This is a genomic window from Palleronia marisminoris (assembly GCF_900172315.1).
In the GTDB taxonomy this organism is placed as follows: Bacteria; Pseudomonadota; Alphaproteobacteria; order Rhodobacterales; family Rhodobacteraceae; genus Palleronia; species Palleronia marisminoris.
In genome coordinates this window covers 171617-187573 of sequence record NZ_FWFV01000003.1, presented here as the reverse complement: position 1 = coordinate 187573, position 15957 = coordinate 171617, and the positions used below count along the sequence as shown (strand labels likewise).

Annotated in this window: 15 protein-coding genes; 5 read left to right on the top strand and 10 right to left on the bottom strand. The window is 66.7% G+C overall.

Features of this window, described 5'->3' with window-relative positions; all coding sequences use genetic code 11:
• Window positions 1–9 precede the first annotated feature (9 nt).
• On the bottom strand, window positions 10–864 hold the full coding sequence (locus PAM7066_RS07180; RefSeq protein WP_085853468.1) for a sulfotransferase family protein: 855 nt from the start codon (window positions 862–864) through the stop codon (window positions 10–12).
• Window positions 865–1046: 182 nt separating this feature from the next.
• Between PAM7066_RS07180 and PAM7066_RS07175 the strand changes: the two genes are divergently transcribed.
• Entirely contained in the window at window positions 1047–2396 is a 1350-nt protein-coding gene (locus tag PAM7066_RS07175) for a lipopolysaccharide biosynthesis protein (protein ID WP_085853467.1), read from the top strand.
• Between the two features lie 6 nt (window positions 2397–2402).
• Here the strand turns inward: PAM7066_RS07175 and PAM7066_RS07170 are convergent, their stop codons facing one another.
• The gene (locus PAM7066_RS07170; protein ID WP_085853466.1) at window positions 2403–3545 is read right to left on the bottom strand and encodes a glycosyltransferase; all 1143 of its coding nucleotides are present in this window, start codon (window positions 3543–3545) and stop codon (window positions 2403–2405) included.
• Between the two features lie 180 nt (window positions 3546–3725).
• On the opposite strand from PAM7066_RS07170, the gene PAM7066_RS07165 reads away from it, so the two are divergent.
• Genes PAM7066_RS07165 through PAM7066_RS07150 form a run of 4 tightly spaced genes read left to right on the top strand, consistent with a single transcriptional unit; the run spans window position 3726 to window position 7393 of the window.
• Window positions 3726–4328, top strand: a complete 603-nt coding sequence (locus tag PAM7066_RS07165; RefSeq protein ID WP_085853465.1) for a sugar transferase — start codon at window positions 3726–3728, stop codon at window positions 4326–4328.
• Entirely contained in the window at window positions 4325–5011 is a 687-nt protein-coding gene (locus PAM7066_RS07160) for a PIG-L deacetylase family protein (RefSeq protein WP_085853464.1), read from the top strand. The genes PAM7066_RS07165 and PAM7066_RS07160 overlap by 4 nt, the downstream gene beginning before the upstream one ends.
• A gap of 25 nt (window positions 5012–5036) precedes the next feature.
• Entirely contained in the window at window positions 5037–6275 is a 1239-nt protein-coding gene (locus tag PAM7066_RS07155) for a glycosyltransferase family 4 protein (RefSeq protein WP_085853463.1), read from the top strand.
• Window positions 6272–7393 carry a glycosyltransferase family 4 protein gene (locus PAM7066_RS07150; RefSeq protein WP_085853462.1) on the top strand — a complete coding sequence of 374 codons (1122 nt, stop codon included), beginning with the start codon at window positions 6272–6274 and terminating at the stop codon, window positions 7391–7393. The genes PAM7066_RS07155 and PAM7066_RS07150 overlap by 4 nt, the downstream gene beginning before the upstream one ends.
• Window positions 7394–7396: 3 nt before the next feature.
• Here PAM7066_RS07150 and PAM7066_RS07145 read toward each other — a convergent pair whose 3' ends face one another.
• From PAM7066_RS07145 to PAM7066_RS07110, 8 genes are all read right to left on the bottom strand, one after another.
• Window positions 7397–8398, bottom strand: a complete 1002-nt coding sequence (locus PAM7066_RS07145; protein ID WP_085853461.1) for a glycosyltransferase family 2 protein — start codon at window positions 8396–8398, stop codon at window positions 7397–7399.
• A gap of 11 nt (window positions 8399–8409) precedes the next feature.
• Window positions 8410–9333, bottom strand: a complete 924-nt coding sequence (locus PAM7066_RS07140) for an NAD-dependent epimerase/dehydratase family protein (RefSeq protein WP_085853460.1) — start codon at window positions 9331–9333, stop codon at window positions 8410–8412.
• Window positions 9334–9336: 3 nt separating this feature from the next.
• The gene (locus tag PAM7066_RS07135) at window positions 9337–10593 is read right to left on the bottom strand and encodes a class I SAM-dependent methyltransferase (RefSeq protein ID WP_085853459.1); all 1257 of its coding nucleotides are present in this window, start codon (window positions 10591–10593) and stop codon (window positions 9337–9339) included.
• Between the two features lie 25 nt (window positions 10594–10618).
• Window positions 10619–11854, bottom strand: coding sequence for a DegT/DnrJ/EryC1/StrS family aminotransferase (locus tag PAM7066_RS07130; RefSeq protein WP_217639936.1), 1236 nt, complete (start codon window positions 11852–11854; stop codon window positions 10619–10621).
• Window positions 11851–12921, bottom strand: a complete 1071-nt coding sequence (rfbG, locus tag PAM7066_RS07125; RefSeq protein ID WP_085853458.1) for a CDP-glucose 4,6-dehydratase — start codon at window positions 12919–12921, stop codon at window positions 11851–11853. The genes PAM7066_RS07130 and rfbG overlap by 4 nt, the downstream gene beginning before the upstream one ends.
• 3 nt (window positions 12922–12924) lie before the next feature.
• Entirely contained in the window at window positions 12925–13734 is an 810-nt protein-coding gene (gene rfbF / locus PAM7066_RS07120) for a glucose-1-phosphate cytidylyltransferase (protein WP_085853457.1), read from the bottom strand.
• A 251-nt stretch (window positions 13735–13985) separates the two neighbouring features.
• Window positions 13986–15497 carry a glycosyltransferase family protein gene (locus tag PAM7066_RS07115; RefSeq protein ID WP_085853456.1) on the bottom strand — a complete coding sequence of 504 codons (1512 nt, stop codon included), beginning with the start codon at window positions 15495–15497 and terminating at the stop codon, window positions 13986–13988.
• Window positions 15498–15575: 78 nt separating this feature from the next.
• Window positions 15576–15956, bottom strand: a complete 381-nt coding sequence (locus tag PAM7066_RS07110; protein ID WP_085853455.1) for a GtrA family protein — start codon at window positions 15954–15956, stop codon at window positions 15576–15578.
• Between the last annotated feature and the right edge of the window lies 1 nt (window position 15957).

Here is a 15957-nt window from a genome sequence, read left to right as displayed (position 1 = left end):
TCCGGCAAGTCATCCCTCGCCGGTCGCCATGTCTTTCGGAGGAGGCGAGAATCGCGATCGGATTATGCCGGGGGCCAATTCGTCGATGTTTTTCTCCATCGGTTGGAAGTATTCCTCCATGCGGGTCCGCAGCTCCGCAGTCAGGATGGGGTACGCCACCTCTTTGGCCATCAGCCCGCGAACGGTCTCGAAACTGCGGGTCCCGCGAAGTGGCGCTGCGATCGGCTTCAGCGGCGCTAGGGCGCGGCGAACCCCAAGCGGAAGAAGCCGCGAGCCGGAGTCGTTGATGCGTCTCTCGGCCGTTGGAGCGAGGGGAGCAGGCGCAAGGCCGAGATGGGCGCGCACCTCGTTCAGGACGCGGCCGGGATCATGCTCCACGTCCTCGTATCGTGCGACATGAAGCGCGTCGGCCGGGAAGTGGTCCAGCAGTCGCGCGAGATGAAGGTCGTAGCGCGAGATTTGCAGGAACCGGTCTCCAGCCGCCCGGCGCGGATCGAGATAGGCTTCGATATCCGCCGAAACGGCGCCGCGGCGGTAGAACATGCAGTAATCGGAATAGGCCCGCTCGACAGGATCACGCAGGATGGCGATCAGCCGCACATGGGGAAGCGCGTCGTGCATCCGTGGGGCGGCGACGGGCGTGTCCATGTAGGAATTCGATTTCTCTCCGATCAGTGTAGCGCCCGCATGAGGCGCGAATTGGCTGAGGTACCAGCCTGTCCCGCGGTGGTATTCCCGCGAAAAGTAGTGCGACTCCGGGTCCGGCATGTAGATTTGCGGGTCCGCCTGGAGTTGGTGGCGCAACCACGTCGTCGCCGATTTGGCGGCGCCGACGACGAGGAAGTCGATTTCGGTAAGTTTCATGCTCATTCCCGGCAACTTGCAGCGCCCTTCATCGGGCGGATGTGAGCGCGCGGCGGTCCACAGTCACGATACGTGCGAGGTTCATACTTTCTGGCCCTGATCTGGCCTTTTGAGATGGGGCATGGCGGCGCGGACTCGGCGTAGGCTCGTCGCGATAATGCGCCGTCGGGGAGTGGTTGCGAATGATCCACTTGGGGAAGGGAAGACCCTATCGAGGCTTCCTGCAGACTTTCGACGGACTCTGGGGCAGTTTGGGGATCGTCCTGTCCTCGAACGTCGTGGTCTCGGGACTGACCTTCGCGACGCTGGTGCTCACGTCGCGCTCGCTTTCGCCGGCCGGGCTCGGAATGCTCGTCATGATCGAGGCTTACGGCCGGATCTTCGATCAGGTCCTGCGGCTCGAGCCGAGCCAGGCGCTGATCCGGCAGGGCACGCTGCATGGCCACCACCCGGATGACAGGCCGTTCCGCCGCCTCGTGAAGTTCGGCTTCATGCTGGATATCGGCGGGTCCATCCTTGCGGGGGCGGTGGCGATCTGTTCGCTGCCGCTTCTTGTCGACTGGTTCGGGTTCACCCCCGACACGACCCTTCTGGTCGTCCTGTTTTGCCTGACACTGCTGGTGCCGGCGCCGATGACCTCTCAGGCCATGCTGCGGCTCTTCGACAGGTTCGGCCTCATCGCCCGGATCCACGTCGCTACCGCCGTGTTGCGCCTTGCTGGAACGGCAGGGCTTTGGACGATCGGCGGAGATCTGGTTCATTTCGTGCTGCTTCTGTGCGCCGTGTCGATCTTCGAACGAGTGCTGCCAACACTGATCTGCTTGCCGCTGCTGCTGCGGCGGTGCGGGCACGGGATCGGTCGGACCGGCATGGCTGGCCTTCAAGCCGAGAACGAGGGGCTGTGGAGATCGGTATGGGCGGCAAACCTGAACGTTCTGGCCCGAAGCTCGATCCGGCATTTCGACGTCGTCGCGCTCAGCGGTTTCGTCGGACCGGCCGAGATCGGCCTCTACGTCCTGGGCAAGCGCTTCGCGATGCTGCTGATCCGGCTGGGCAGTCCGCTGCAGCTTGTCGTCTACCCACGGATGTGCCAGTTCGCTGCCGGCCGAAAACTGTCCGAGATGGTCCGCTTCGTCGCGACGCTGGTGGCATGTTTCGCAGGATTGTCGGCGCTCGGGCTGCTCGCGTTCCACCTTGCCGGCGCGGATTTCGTGAGCCGGGTGTTCGGCGCGGATTTCGCCGCAGCGACGCCGATCATCCTGGTTCAGCTTGCCGGAGCGTGCCTGCTCTTGCTTGCGACGATCCTGAACGCGGCGCTGCAGGCCGTCCGGCGCGAGGGGCAACTTCTGACCGTCTCTGTCGTGGCAGCTGTCGCCTTCTACGCGCCGCTTCCGCTTCTCGTCCCGCAGCACGGGGTGATGGGAGCGAGCTTCCTGTACCTCCTGGCCAGCGCCATCGTGTTCTTCGGCTGCAGCGTCGCCTTCGCCGCGGCGCTTCGGAGCGAAAAGCGCCGCAGTTCGGTCGCCGGCTGAAGGCGGCTATTGCGCCGCGATCAACCGGGCCTCGCCGGTCATCGCCATCTCGTAGAGGGCGGCATGGGCCTCGACATAGCCGGTCATCGAGAAGTTCTCGATGATCCGCGCCCGATCCCTGGCCCCGAGGGCGCGGCGGCGGTCGGGCGTGGCGCGTGACAGTTCTGCGAGAACGCGGGCCAGGGCGGCATCGTCGCGCGGGGGCACGATCCGCGCCCTGTCGCCGATGAGCCAGGCCGAGTCGCCGACATCCGTGGCGACGCCGGGCACACCTGCGGCCATGGCTTCGCTAAGGGCGAGCGAGAACGCTTCGCCCCAGGCCGAGCACAGCACGAAGATGTCGAACCCGGCCACGATCGGCGCCACGTCGGGCCGTGCGGGCAAGAGCGTCACCCGATCCTCGATCCCGAGGCGCTGCGCCTCTTTCCGCACCGGGCCGTCCTCGTGGCCCTCGCCCATGACCACGGCCTGCACGTCGAGCCCGTCGTCCAGCAGACGCTTCGCCGTGCGCACCAGCATACCCACGTCCTTCATCGGGTGATTTCTGGTGACGTTGCCGATCACGATGCGCGTTTCCGGCAGGCCCAGCTCCAGCCCGAGGCGCGCACGGGCTTCGGGGCGGGGGCGGAACGTGGTGTGGTCGGTGCCATTTGGGATGACCGCGCGCCTCGATCCAGCGAACCCGATCGCCTCGTGCTGTTCGGCGATCGCGTGGCCGCAATAGGTGACCGCGGCGCTGCGTGCGCTCAGACGGGCCAGGCCGCGCAGGATCAGCCGGGTCGACAGGCTTTCGGTGCGGCGGTCGGCAAGCGAGTGATGCATGCCCAGGATCCGCGGGATGGTGGCCGGCGCCGCCAGGGCTGCCGCAAGCGAGCCGTGATACATCCACCCGTGGACCACGTCCGGTGACCGCTCGGCCACGATGCGGCGCAGCCGGCCCAAGGCGGACGGCGCCTGAGCAGCCGAGGTCAGACCCAGATCGACGAGTGGCACACCCATTTCAGCAAGCTCATCGCCGACGCGGCCTCCCGGCAGGACCGAGACGACCTCGTGCCGGAGATGCCACGCCGTTGGATCGGCGAGGTAGCGGCGCAGCATCACCTGCGCCCCGCCGATCCCGGTGCTGGTGATGACGTGGAGGATCTTCATGTCGCGTCTCCGTGGGTGTGGAACCAGTAGAGCGGCACCGACCCGGCGGGCAAATCGCCCGAACGAGCACTGCGCCCCTCCAATAGGGTGGGAAACCGACCGCCCGGGCGAATTGCCTGACGGTCCGGCACCTGTAGCGTGATCGCGAACGACGGAGCGGTTGCGCCCATGCCCAGGCCGATGGAACTATTGTTGACCTTGTTCCTCTGCCTTCTGGCGGCGCCCCTTGCGCCGGTGGTCGCTGCCCTGGTGGCGTGCGATCTGGGACGGCCGATCCTGTTCCATCAGCTTCGCGCCGGGGGGGGCGGGCAAGTCGTCCGCCTGTCCAAGTACCGCACGATGAGCGATGCCCGCGATGCCGACGGCCATCTGCTGCCCGACGCGCGCCGGACAAGCCGAACGGGCGTGATCCTGCGCCGCTACCGGGTCGACGAGCTTCCGCAGCTTCTGGCGATCCTGCGAGGCGAGATTGCCCTCGTCGGACCACGGCCGCTTCTGCCCGAGACGCTTGCGGGATTCGGCGAGGCTGGGGTCATCCGGGGCTGCGTGCGGCCGGGGCTGACCGGATGGGCGCAGGTCAACGGCAACACCGCGCTGGGCGAGGCCGAGAAGCTCTCGCTCGATCTGTGGTACGTGGCGCATCGCGGCACCGCGCTGGATCTGCGCATCCTCTGGCTGACCGCGGTCACCCTGATCCGCGGCGAGAGGCGGTCCGAACCGACCATCGCCGCGGCATCCCGCTGGCTCGAGGCACGACCCCGCGCCGCCGGGGGACGGCCATGATCCTTTCCGTCTCTGAAGCAGGCGTCGTGCTGGTCATCGCGCCGCATCCCGACGACGAGGTCCTCGGGGCCGGCGGCACCATCGCACGCCTCGCTGCGGCCGGTCGCGAGGTGCATGTCTGCATCGCGACCCGCGGCCGAACCGACCGTTTCGGCCCCGATCAGGTCGCCACCGTCAGCACCGAGGCCGAGGCCGCGCATCGACGGCTCGGAGTCGCGCGGACCCACTGGCTCGACCATCCGGCGGCCGAGCTCGACACCGAGCCCCACGGGGCGCTGAACGCCTCTCTTGGGGCACTGCTCTCGGACCTGGCGCCGCAGACGCTTCTGGTTCCGCATCTGGGCGACATCCACCGCGATCATCAGCTCGTCTTCCTCTCGGCGCTGGTGGCGGCGCGGCCGACCCGGGACGTCTACCCGGCGAACATCTTCGCCTACGAGACCCTCTCGGAGACGAACTGGAACGCGCCTTACCTGACGCCGCCCTTCGTTCCGAACGTCTTCGTCGACATCTCGGAGACACTCGAGACCAAGCTCGAGGCCTTCGCGCTGTTCGAAAGCCAGGTGCGCCCCAGCCCGCACGAACGTTCGATCGAGGCGCTTCGCGCGCTTGCGACCCTGCGCGGTGCGACGATCCACCGGCGGGCCGCCGAGGGCTTCGTCGCGATCCGCCAATGCTGCTGACACGTGTTCGTCGGAAGGAGCTTCCATGACCGACATCGCCGCCGAATTCCCGCCGCTCGACAGGGCGGACCGTCCGCGCGCCTCGGGGAGGGAACGGGTCCTGGTCGTCGCCTGCCTGACGTCGTCCCTGGTGAATTTTCGCTACGACATCCTGCGGGAGATCGCGCGACGGGCAGAGGTCCTTGCCTGTGCGCCGGACGACGATCCCGAAACGGTCGAGATCCTGCGCGGCATCGGCGTCGGCTTCCAGCGCATCCCGATGGACCGCGTGGGCGCGAGCCCGCTCGCGGATCTGCGAACTCTGGCCGCGCTGGTGCGGATCTGCCGGTCCTTCCGCCCGGACGTGATCTTCCCCTACACGATGAAGCCGATCATCTATGGCTGCCTTGCGGCCCGCGTCACGGGCGTGCCGCGGCGTGTGCCGATGTGTACCGCGCTGGGCTACGTCTATGTCGATCCCGAGCCGGGACTGCGGCTGCGAGTCCTGCGGTGGATCAGCACCATGCTCTACCGTGTGGCCCTGCCGGGGGTGCAGGAGATGCTGATCTACAACGAGGGCGACAGGCGGACCTTCCTGCGTCACAGGCTGATGCCGGTGACCATTCCGCTCAGCCGGGTTCCGGGTTCGGGCATCAACCTCGAGTGCTTTCCGCAGGTCCCCGTGCCGGAGGGGCCGCCGGTCTTCCTGATGGTGGCGCGACTTCTTCGCATGAAGGGGGTGCCCGAATACGTGGCTGCCGCCCGGGCCATCAAGCGCCGCTTCCCCGATGCGCGCTGTCAGCTTGTCGGGCCGTTCGACGACAACCCGACCTCCATCCACCCGGAGGAGCTTGAGCGTTACGTCGCGGAGGGCTGCATCGAGTATCTGGGGACCACCCGCGACATCCGTCCCTACCTCGCGCGGGCATCGGTCTTCGTGCTGCCGTCCCATTGCGAGGGCATCTCGCGGTCGGTCCTCGAGGCGATGTCGACGGGGCGCGCGATCGTCACCACCGACGGGATCGGGTGTGCCGAACCGATCCTCGAGGGGAAGACGGGTTTCGTCGTTCCCGTGGGAAATGCCGAGGCCCTTGCCGATGCCATGGCGAAATTTGCCGAGGACCCGGCGCTTGCCGCGTCGATGGGCGCTGCCGCACGGCGCCACGCCGAAGAGACGTTCGACGTGAACAAGGTGAACCGCATCCTGCTGGGGAAGCTGGGGCTCGGCCATATTCCACCGCGCGATCCCGTACCCGCGCGGGCTGCGACCCCCGAACCAGCATGACGCGGGTTCATGAAGGCGCCCGCATCGCGCTGGTCCAGGCAGGCCTGGGGGCTGGCGGAACCGAGAAGGTGCTCGCACGCCTGGCCCGCCACCTCGACGGGCAGGGCTATCGCGTGACGATACTGGCCATTTGGGGAATGCCCGACGCCGCCTATTACCCGGTGCCCGAGAGCGTCGAAATCCGCACCATGGTGGCCGAGAAGGGAGCGCGCGCCGCCTTGCGGACCTTCGCGCGCATCCGCTGGCTGCGGGCGGCGTTGCGCGGGCAAGAGGTGGTGCTGTCCTGCCTGACCAAGATCAACGTCCAGGTCGCCCTCGCGACGGCCGGGCTGGGGCTCCGGCGTATCGCGTCCGAGCGGAACAACTTCCTCGTCCAGCGCATGAACCCGATCTGGCGCTACGCGATGCCGATGGCCCTCGCCACCGCCGACCGGGCGGTCATGCAGACAGAGGCGGCGCGGGCGGCCCTGCCAGCCTTCGCACGCGGCCGCGCCGTCGTGATCCCCAATGCGGTGGAAGTACCCGAAAGGCAGCCGGACCTGCCGGGGCCCGCGATCGTCGCAGTCGGTCGCCTGGCCGAGCAGAAAGGGTTCGACACGCTGATCGGTGCCGTCTCCGAGGCCGCGAAGCGCGGCTCCGACATGCATGTCACGATATACGGCGCGGGCGAAGACCGGGAGGCGCTTTTCGCCCTGTCCGAAAGGCTGGGCGTCGCGCGGCTGATCGATCTTGCCGGGCCGTCTCCGACACCCCACGCCTGGACCCGCGCCCCCGGGATCTTCGTGCTGTCCTCGCGTTTCGAGGGGTTTCCGAATGTGCTGGTCGAGGCCATGGCGGCCGGCTTCGCCGTCATCGCCACGGATTGCGACTGGGGCCCGCGAGAGATCCTGAGGCACGGGCGCGAGGGGGTCCTGATCCCCGTGGGTGACATCGACGCCCTGGCGGACGCGCTGATCCGCCTGCACGACGATGCCGACCTGCGGGAGCGGCTCGGCCGCGCGGCGCGCCTGCGGGCGACCGCGTTCGCGGAAGAGCGGATCCTTTCGGCGTGGGAGCGGGTGATCCTGGGCGTGCCAGGATCTCTCGGGCCGGCCGAACCGCGGCCGACCCCGGGCTGAGGGTCACTCGGCGGGGACGGCGCTCAGGCTTCCAGCGGGGGTTTCGGGGCGGGTGCCGGTGAGGTCGGCCTCGACGATGGGGCGGTTCATGCGCTTGGTCTGCTGAAAGATGCGGCCGATATATTCGCCGACGATCCCCAGGAACATCGCGTTCAGGGTGATCGACAGCAAGAGCAGCATCGTCGTGGTGGCGAAACCCGCGGGCCAATCCTGCCCGAGGACGAGCTTTCCGATCAGGAAGAAGATCGCCAGCAGGAACGTCGCCATTCCCACGCAGAGCGACGTGATCGACGCGATCCGCAAAGGCACGAGCGAGTGGTTCACGATCCCGTCCACAGCCAGCGTCACCATGGCCTTCAGGGGGAACTTGCTGGACCCGGCGGTGCGGGCGTCGCGGTCGTAGTCGATGCCGATCTGCGAGAATCCCATCGTGCTGATGAGGCCGCGCAGATAGGGGGTGCTGTCCTCGACCTGTCGCAGCTCGGTCAGGATTCGGGCGTCGACGAGGCGGAACTCGCCCACGTTGCGGGGCAGGCCGTCGTCGCTGAGGCTGTCGATGGTCGCGTAGAACATGCGGCGCAGGGCGGCGACGACAAGTCCGTCCGGCAGCGACTTCCGGATGCCGTAGACCACCTTGTGACCGCTGCGCCAGGCATCGAGCATCCGGGGGATCATCTCGGGCGGATCCTGGAGATCGGCGTCGATCTGCACGGCGCAGTCGCCGCTCGCGGCCTGGTAGGCCATCAGCAGCGAGCGCTGGTATCCGACGTTGCGCGACCAGCGCAGCAGGCGCACGCGGTGATCCTTCTTGACCAGCGCCGAGAGGATCGGAAACGTGTCGTCGCTGGAGTGGTTGTCGGCGAAGATCAGCTCGAGCTCGTGACCCGGAAGGTCGTCGAACACCTTGATGATGCGGCCATAGGTCCGCATCACGTTGTCTTCCTCGTTGAAGACGGGGACGAGCACAGAGACCTTGACGGGTCGGCGTGACGGGTCTGTGAGCATGGCGGTTTCCTTCAACTCGGTAGCAGGGTCGGTGTTTCGGTGCGGAGCGTCATGGCAATGCCCGTGCGCAGGTCGATGCGAGCCTCGAAGCCGAGAGCCTCGCGCGCCAGGGCGGTATCGCAGGCCAGCACGTGCGGTACGTCATCCTGCCTGCCGAAGCGCACCAGGCCGGGATTGGCACCGGCAAGAACGAGGACGGTCTGGGCGAGCTGCCGCATCGTGGGCGCGCCTTCGGTCGAGATGTTGACGATCGGAACGGGGCGCTCGGCCGCGGCGATCAGGCCACGGACGGCGTCCTCGACATGGATCAGCGCCCGCCGGTCCTCGGGGCGGGCGACGGTCACCGGCCGGCGGCGGGGCAGGTCGTGCATCAGCCGTGCGGCGAGGAAATCGGGCGATTGGCCCGGCCCGTAGGCCAGTGCCAGTCGCGCCGTCACGGTCGGGAAGGGTAGCCGCGGGGCAAGCGCGCCGAGATATGCCGTTCCCGCCAGAAGGGCCGCACCGTAGGTCGTGAAGGGACGAGCGGCCCCGTCTTCGCGGCTCAACGCGTCGGAAAAGCCGTATTCCGCGATGGACCCGGCGCGCAGGAAGGCCACGGGTGGCGAGGCCGCCGCCGCCGCCGCCGCCACCACGTGCAGAAGCGGATCGAGGTCGCTCGCTACGCTGTCGGCCGCGTCGGAGAGGTCGTCGCAGGCCCTCCGGCGCGTTTGCGCAGCCAAGTGGAACACCGTGGCCGAGGGATGGCGCGCAAAGAGCGCGTGCAGCCCCGCGCGGTCCGCAAGGTCGAGGCGCAGCGTCGTGGCCCCGGGCAGGGGCAAGCGGCCGGCTCGGTTCGGGCGGCCCGCCACGATCACCTCGTCGCCGCGGGCGACGAGGGCGGCCACGAGGTGTCGACCGATGAACCCCTCGCCCCCGATGACGATCGCACGCGCCATGGGTCAGATCAGGCGCGGCTGGGGCAGGGGAACGATGAACTTTCCGCCGCGCGCTGCGAAATCCCGTTGCTGTTCCAGGATCTCGTCCAGGAAGTTCCAGGCCAGCACCAGCAGGATGTCGGGGCGTTCGGTCTGGATCGCATCGGGCGACTTCACCGGGATGCCTGATCCCGGCGCCAGCATGTTCTGCTTCAGCGGGTTGCGATCCACGAGGAACGAGACCCGGTCCGGCCCGATCCCGAAATAGGTCAGAAGCGTGTTGCCCTTGGCCGGTGCGCCGTAGCCCGCGACGGTCAGCCCTTCGGAGCGTGCGTCATCGATCATCTTCAAGAGCGTGGTGCGGATCTCGGCGACACGTTCCGCGAAAGCCTGCCAGGTCTGGCGCGCGGTCATGCCCGCCGCCTCCTCCTCGGCCAGCATGGCGCCGACTTCGGCGCTTGGGCGTTCGCCGCAGGCCACGCGGCGGATGTAGACCCGCATCGAGCCGCCATGGACGGGCAGACGTTCGACATCCACGACGTCCATGTCGAAATGCTCCACGAGCTTCCGGATCGACAGCAGGCTCAGCTCCGAGACGTGCTCGTGGTAGATGTTGTCGAACTGGTTGCCCTCGAGGATCTTCAGCCCCCAGGGAACCTCGATCACGAAGGTCCCTTGCTCGGTGAGCAAGGTGGCCACGGCCTCCATGAAGGCATGAAGGTCGCCGATGTGGTTGAAGGTATTCGTGGTCGAGATCACCTCGGCGCGTCCGTATCGCATCGCGACGAAACGGGCCGTGGCGGGGGTGAAGTAGTCGTTGAACACCTCGATCCCGCGGTCGCGCGCCATGGCGGCAATGTTCTCGGCCGGGTCGATCCCCAACGTGCGGGACCCTTGCGCCTTCGCTGCCGCCAGCATCAGCCCGTCGTTGCACCCGACATCGACGATCAGGCCGCCCTGCGCGCGTTTCTCGAGCGCTGCGGCGAGGCCGGCAAAGTGGGTGTGCATCGTCTCTGCGCCCGAGGGCACGTAGAGATAGTGCTCGAAGAACCCCGCGGGAATCTGATCGGCGACCTGCACCAGCCCGCATCCGAGGCAAACCTGTGCGTCGAGCGGGAAGGTGGGCTGCGGCTGATCCGCCTGATCGGGCCGGATGAACATGTTCGCCGGCGAATGAAGGCCGAGCGGAAGGAAGCAGTAGAGGTCCTCCGACAGGCAGCACCGACACTGGGTCAGAAGCTCGGGCGACGGGGTGGCGAGTGGCTGGTGCAGGGCTTGCATTGTCGGAGATCCTCTTTCCAACGGTTCAGTATCGGCTGGCGAACTCGGCGAAGGTGGCGTGCATGTGCGTCAGGTGCGCCGCGTTCAGCCCGTGGTGGCAGGCAAGCAGGATCCCTCCGCGCATCACGTCGTCCGAGACCGGGTAACCCGAGCCGTGGACCCGGTACGACACGCGCTTCATCGCGGGCTGGCGCAGGATGTTGCCGGTGAAGACGGGCCGGGTCTGGATGTTGGCGGTCTCCAGCGCGATCTGCATGTCCTTGCGGGTGAAGGGCGCGCCCTCGCGGATCGTCAGCGGGAAGGCGAGCCAACCGGTGCGCGAGTTGGGAAGCTGGCGCGGAAGCTCGAACCAGTCCTGGTAGTTCGAGAAGAAGTCGTACTGCGCCTGGAAATTTCGTTCGCGCTCCGCGATGTTCTGCTGGAGCCGTCCCAGCTGGACGAGGCCGAAGGCGGCGCCCACCTCGGAGGGTTCGAGGTTGTAGCCCAGCTCCTCGAAGAGGAACTTCGCGTCGTAGTCGATCCCGTCGAGCTGGATCCCGAAGCGGTTTTCCAGCGCCTCGCTGTCGGTGAACAGCGACGACGTGCGCCCCCAGGACCGCAGCAGCATCGCCTTGCGCGCCAGCGCCTCGTCATTCACGCAGAGCATCCCGCCATTGCCGGCGCAGTTGATGACGTGGCTGCCGTAGAAGCTGGTCGTCGAGATGTCCGAGTAAATCCCGGTCGAACGGCCACCGATCGTGGCGCCCAACGTGTCGGCGCTGTCCTCGATGACGAGAAGGCCGTGCTTGTCGGCGATGCTGCGCAGCCGCCGCCAGTCGGGCAGGTTGCCGATCAGCGACGGGATCATCATCGCGCAGGTGCGCGGTCCGATCATCTCTTCGACCTTGTCGGCGTCGATGTTGTATGTGCCGGGGGCCGCATCCACGAACACGGGGACCAGTTTCTGGCGCACGATCGGTGCGACCGTGGTCGCGAAGGTGAGCGCGGGGGTGATGACCTCGTCACCCTGCTGCAGCCCCAGGATCTCGACAGCCAGGTAGTTCGCGGACGAGCCGGAATTGACCATGATGCCGCGAGACTTGTCGAAGAGCGCGGCCACCTTCTGCTGCATCTCGGCGACGTGGGGACCCATCTGGGTCGAGGTTCTCAGGACGTGGCAGACCGCGTCGATCTCCTCCTGTCCATGCACGGTCTGGCCGTAGTTGACCCGGATATTCACTTGCGCCTCCGGCGCCAGCGTGTCGATTTCCTGCGCATTCATGCCGCCATTCCCCTGTAAAACTGTATTTGTTCTTCGCCGATCGTTCGCATGTCGGCGCCGCTGGACTGCGCAATGTACCAATCGGCAGTCATCGAGAGGGTCGCATCCAGCGTCAGTCGCGGACGCCACCCGAGCCGCGTTTCGGCCTTCGTGCTGTCGAGCCTCAGCAGGTTCGCCTCTGGCGGGTCGTCGTTCCGACGTTCATTCACGACACGGGCGGCGTCGCCGGGCCAGCACGCGGCAAGCCGGGTGCAGACCGTTTCGACATCCGCCACGCCGCGCGGGTCGGGGCCGAAATTCCATCCTTCGGCCAGCAGGGCCGCCTCGGGGCCGAGCATCCGGTGGGCGAGCGCCAGGTATCCTGCCAGCGGTTCCAGCACGTGCTGCCAGGGGCGGACGCTCTGCGGACTGCGGATGCGGATCGGCTCGGCCGCGAGCGTGGCGCGGACGAAATCGGGGACCAGCCGGTCGCGCGACCAGTCGCCGCCGCCGACGACGTTTCCCGCCCGCACCGTGGCCAACTGCGGACCCGCGGGGTCGGAGAAGAACGAGTGCCTCCACGATGCGGCCAGAAGCTCGGTGCAGCCCTTCGAGGCACTGTAGGGGTCTTTGCCCCCCATTGGGTCGTTCTCGCGGTAGCCCCAGAGCCATTCGCGGTTGTCGTAGCACTTGTCCGACGTCACCACGATCACGGCGCGAAGCGATGACATTCGGCGCGCCGCCTCCAGAACATGTGCGGTGCCCATCACGTTGGTCGCGAAGGTCTCGACCGGTTCCTCGTAAGAGGGGCGGACGAGCGACTGTGCTGCCATGTGGATGACGAGGTCCGCATCGATTCCGTCCAGGGCCGTTGCGACCGCGCCGGCATCGCGGATGTCGGCCACGCGGTTGTCGACCAGTTCGGACAGGCGGGCTGCATGCCAGACGCCCCGCGGATCCTCCGCCGGAAGGGCAAGGCCAGTGACCGACGCGCCAAGCCGTGTCAGCCAATGCGCCATCCAGCCACCCTTGAAACCCGTGTGCCCGGTGAGAAGCACGCGGCAGCCGTCGAGCCGTGAGAGGTCCATCGCCTACTCCGCCGGCTCGAGCGCTTCGGAGCGCGGTCTGGCTACGGCGGTCCACGGCGGGATTCCGTCCTCGCACAATCCGTCGAGGTACTGGCGGTCGCGGATCGTATCCATCGGGTGCCAGAAGCCGTAATGCTTGAACGCCATCAACTCGCCATCGCGGGCGATATCCGTCAGCGGCGCCTGCTCCAGCGGCTCCTCGTCGCCGGGGATGTAGTCGAGCACGCCGGGTTCGAAGACGAAGAAGCCGCCATTGATCCAGGTTTCGTGCTTCTGCACCTTCTCGGTGAACTCGCTGACGCGCGCGCCGTCCTCGGCAAGCTCCAGGTTGCCGAAGCGGGCAGGGGGTTGGACCGCGGTCACGGTCGCCAGCTTGCCGTGGCTGCGGTGGAAGGCCAGCAGGGCGTCGATGTCGATATTGCCGACACCGTCCGAGTAGGTGACCATGAAGGTCTCGTCGCCGATCCAGTCGCGCAGGCGCTTCAGCCGGCCGCCGGTCATGGTCTTGGCCCCGGTATCCACCACCGATATGCGCCAGTCCCGCGTCATCAGCGGCGTCAATGCACAGCTTCCCAGCGCCGGCGAAACGGTGATGTCGTTGATGACCAGATGGAAATTGCTGAAATACTGCTTGAGCAGGATCGACTTGTATCCGGCTGCGACGATGAAATCGGAATATCCGAATTGATTGTAGATATCCATAACGTGGACGATGATCGGTTTTCCGCCGACCTCGACCATTGGCTTTGGAATGCGTGTCGTTTCTTCAGCCAGTCGCGATCCAAGACCGCCGGCGAGCAGAATGATCTTCATGTCGGGCCTCCCCGGTTTATCCGGCCACGGCGCGAGAACTGCGCGTCCGTGATGGCACCTTGGCGGCTGGATAGAGACGTGGGAATTGTTCTTGCGGGGCTTTCGGTCCGCCAAAAGATGTAGCCAAGAGCAAAAGTCGAGGGGCTGGTTCCGATTGAGATACGAATTGCCGCAAGTGAAAAAGCCCCGCGGCGGAAACGGTCCGCCGCAGGGTCTTGCCCGTTCGCAATGAGAGATCGCCCGAACTGGTTCTACTGCGGTTCTGGCAGCCAAAGGACGGCAGTGCCGTATCGGTCCTGGAACGAGACGGCCGGAACCGGGGCATAGCCGTTGGCCCGCGCCCATGCGATCATCGGCGCTTCGAGCGCGTCGGAGAAGCCCGTCAGCAGTGCCGCGGGCGGGTTCGCGTCGAAGAGTTGTCCGACCTGCCCTGGGCCGGTCGTGACGTAGTGCGACATCGTCTCGGGCGGGGCCATGGGTGCTACCCGGTAGGCGAACTGGCCTGTCGCGAATTCGGGATAGACCGGCAGTTCCGCTTCGAGCACGTAGACCGGCGCAAGCGTCGCGACCGGTCCGGATGGCTCGCCCGGCAGCGCGGCCCGAAGCTGATCCGCGGCCGCTTCGACGCGGTCGGCTGTCGTGGGGCCTCCGAGGGCGAGTGTTGCGCTCGATTCCAGGAGCCTGGGTGATCCCACGACGACCATCAGCCCTGCCAGTGCGATCAGGATGGGTATGGCGGCCACCCGGCGGGCGTCGTCGACTGCTCTCCACAGAAGCGCGGGCATCAAGACCAACCCGGCGAGCGGGGGAACGAAATACTGCGGAAAGGACGGGGTCGGCAGGAAGCTGAGCCCCGCTGCGAAGAGAATGGCGAGCCCCAACGCAGACCACAGGTCCCACGGTACGCGACGGTCCGCGGCCATCCCCAGTCCAAGGAAGGCGAAAACCGCAGCGAGAATCAAGAGGTTCGTGCCCTGAAACCAGACATCGAAGGCAAGGCGCAGCTTCTCCCCTAAGCCGAAGGCGACGACATCCTGGGCGTGGCGGGTCACGTCCCAATAGGCCACGTGCGGGCCGAGGTGATATCCGACGATATGGCCGAGAAAGCGGTCCGGGTCTGCCACGAGGAACGCAGCGAGCGGCACGGCCCCGACCAATCCGCCAAGTGCCATGGGCAGCGTCATGGACAGCAGTCTCTGGCGGAACGGAAGATCCCACGGAACGAACAGCGTCGCCATGGCCAATGGGGGCACATAGTAGACGGCACTCAGCTTCACGCCGATCGCCAGGGACAGCGAGACGCCGGAGAGGAATGTCCAGAGCGCTCTTCTCGACGGTGACATGGCTCCGTGGGCGAAGAGCGCGAGCCCGGCATAGATCGGGCCGATCTGCAGGAAATTGTTCGTGGCCGTCATGCCGACCACGGTCAGCAAATAGACGTTGACCTCGAGCGCAAGCACGCAAAACAGCGCGACGAGCCGCGAGCGCGACAGGGAAAAGCTCGCGCCCCATACAAGGGCCAGCGTTGCGGCCCACGCCAGGACGACGCCGAACCGCGCGGACCGAACGAGATCCTCGGCTCCGGTCAGCAGGTGGATCAACCTGAAGTAAATGGCCGAGAGTGGCGGGTGATTGTAGAAGAAATCCGCGTAGAGCGCCTGTTCGGCGAGAAGCGCCGCTGGCGGGATGTAGAGCTGTTCGTCCAGCCTCAGCTCATAACTCAGGACGCGGGCGGCCAATCCCGCGAACAAAAGGACGAGCAAGGCAGCGTCCCACGGAAGAGTGGCGATACTTCCGCGGCTTTGGGAGGGGGCGGCATCGGTAGCGGCCATCGGGGCTTCCTAACGCAAGAGACGGGACAGGACGACGAAGGACAGGCCCGCCATGGGCAGGATCAGGATCGCCTGGGCGACGGCGGGGGATAACAGGTCGTCCAGCCTTTCAAGAACAACCAGGTTGACCGAATAGAGCGCGAGATAGGCAAATGCGTAAAGCGGCAGGCGTGAGATGCCTCCCACGCCGAAAACGTAGCGTCCATGGAGCAGGTAGTTGAACGGAATGCCCACGCCGAATTGCAGCGCGAGCGCGTAGCTCGGCGGTAATCCGGACAGAAGGCCAGCGCAGAAGACGGTATAGCCGAAGCAGGTATTCGCCACGCCCACCCCGAGGAAGCGCAGGAAGCGGCCTGTGACCCTTGGTGACTGGTATGCTCCGTTCGTCATT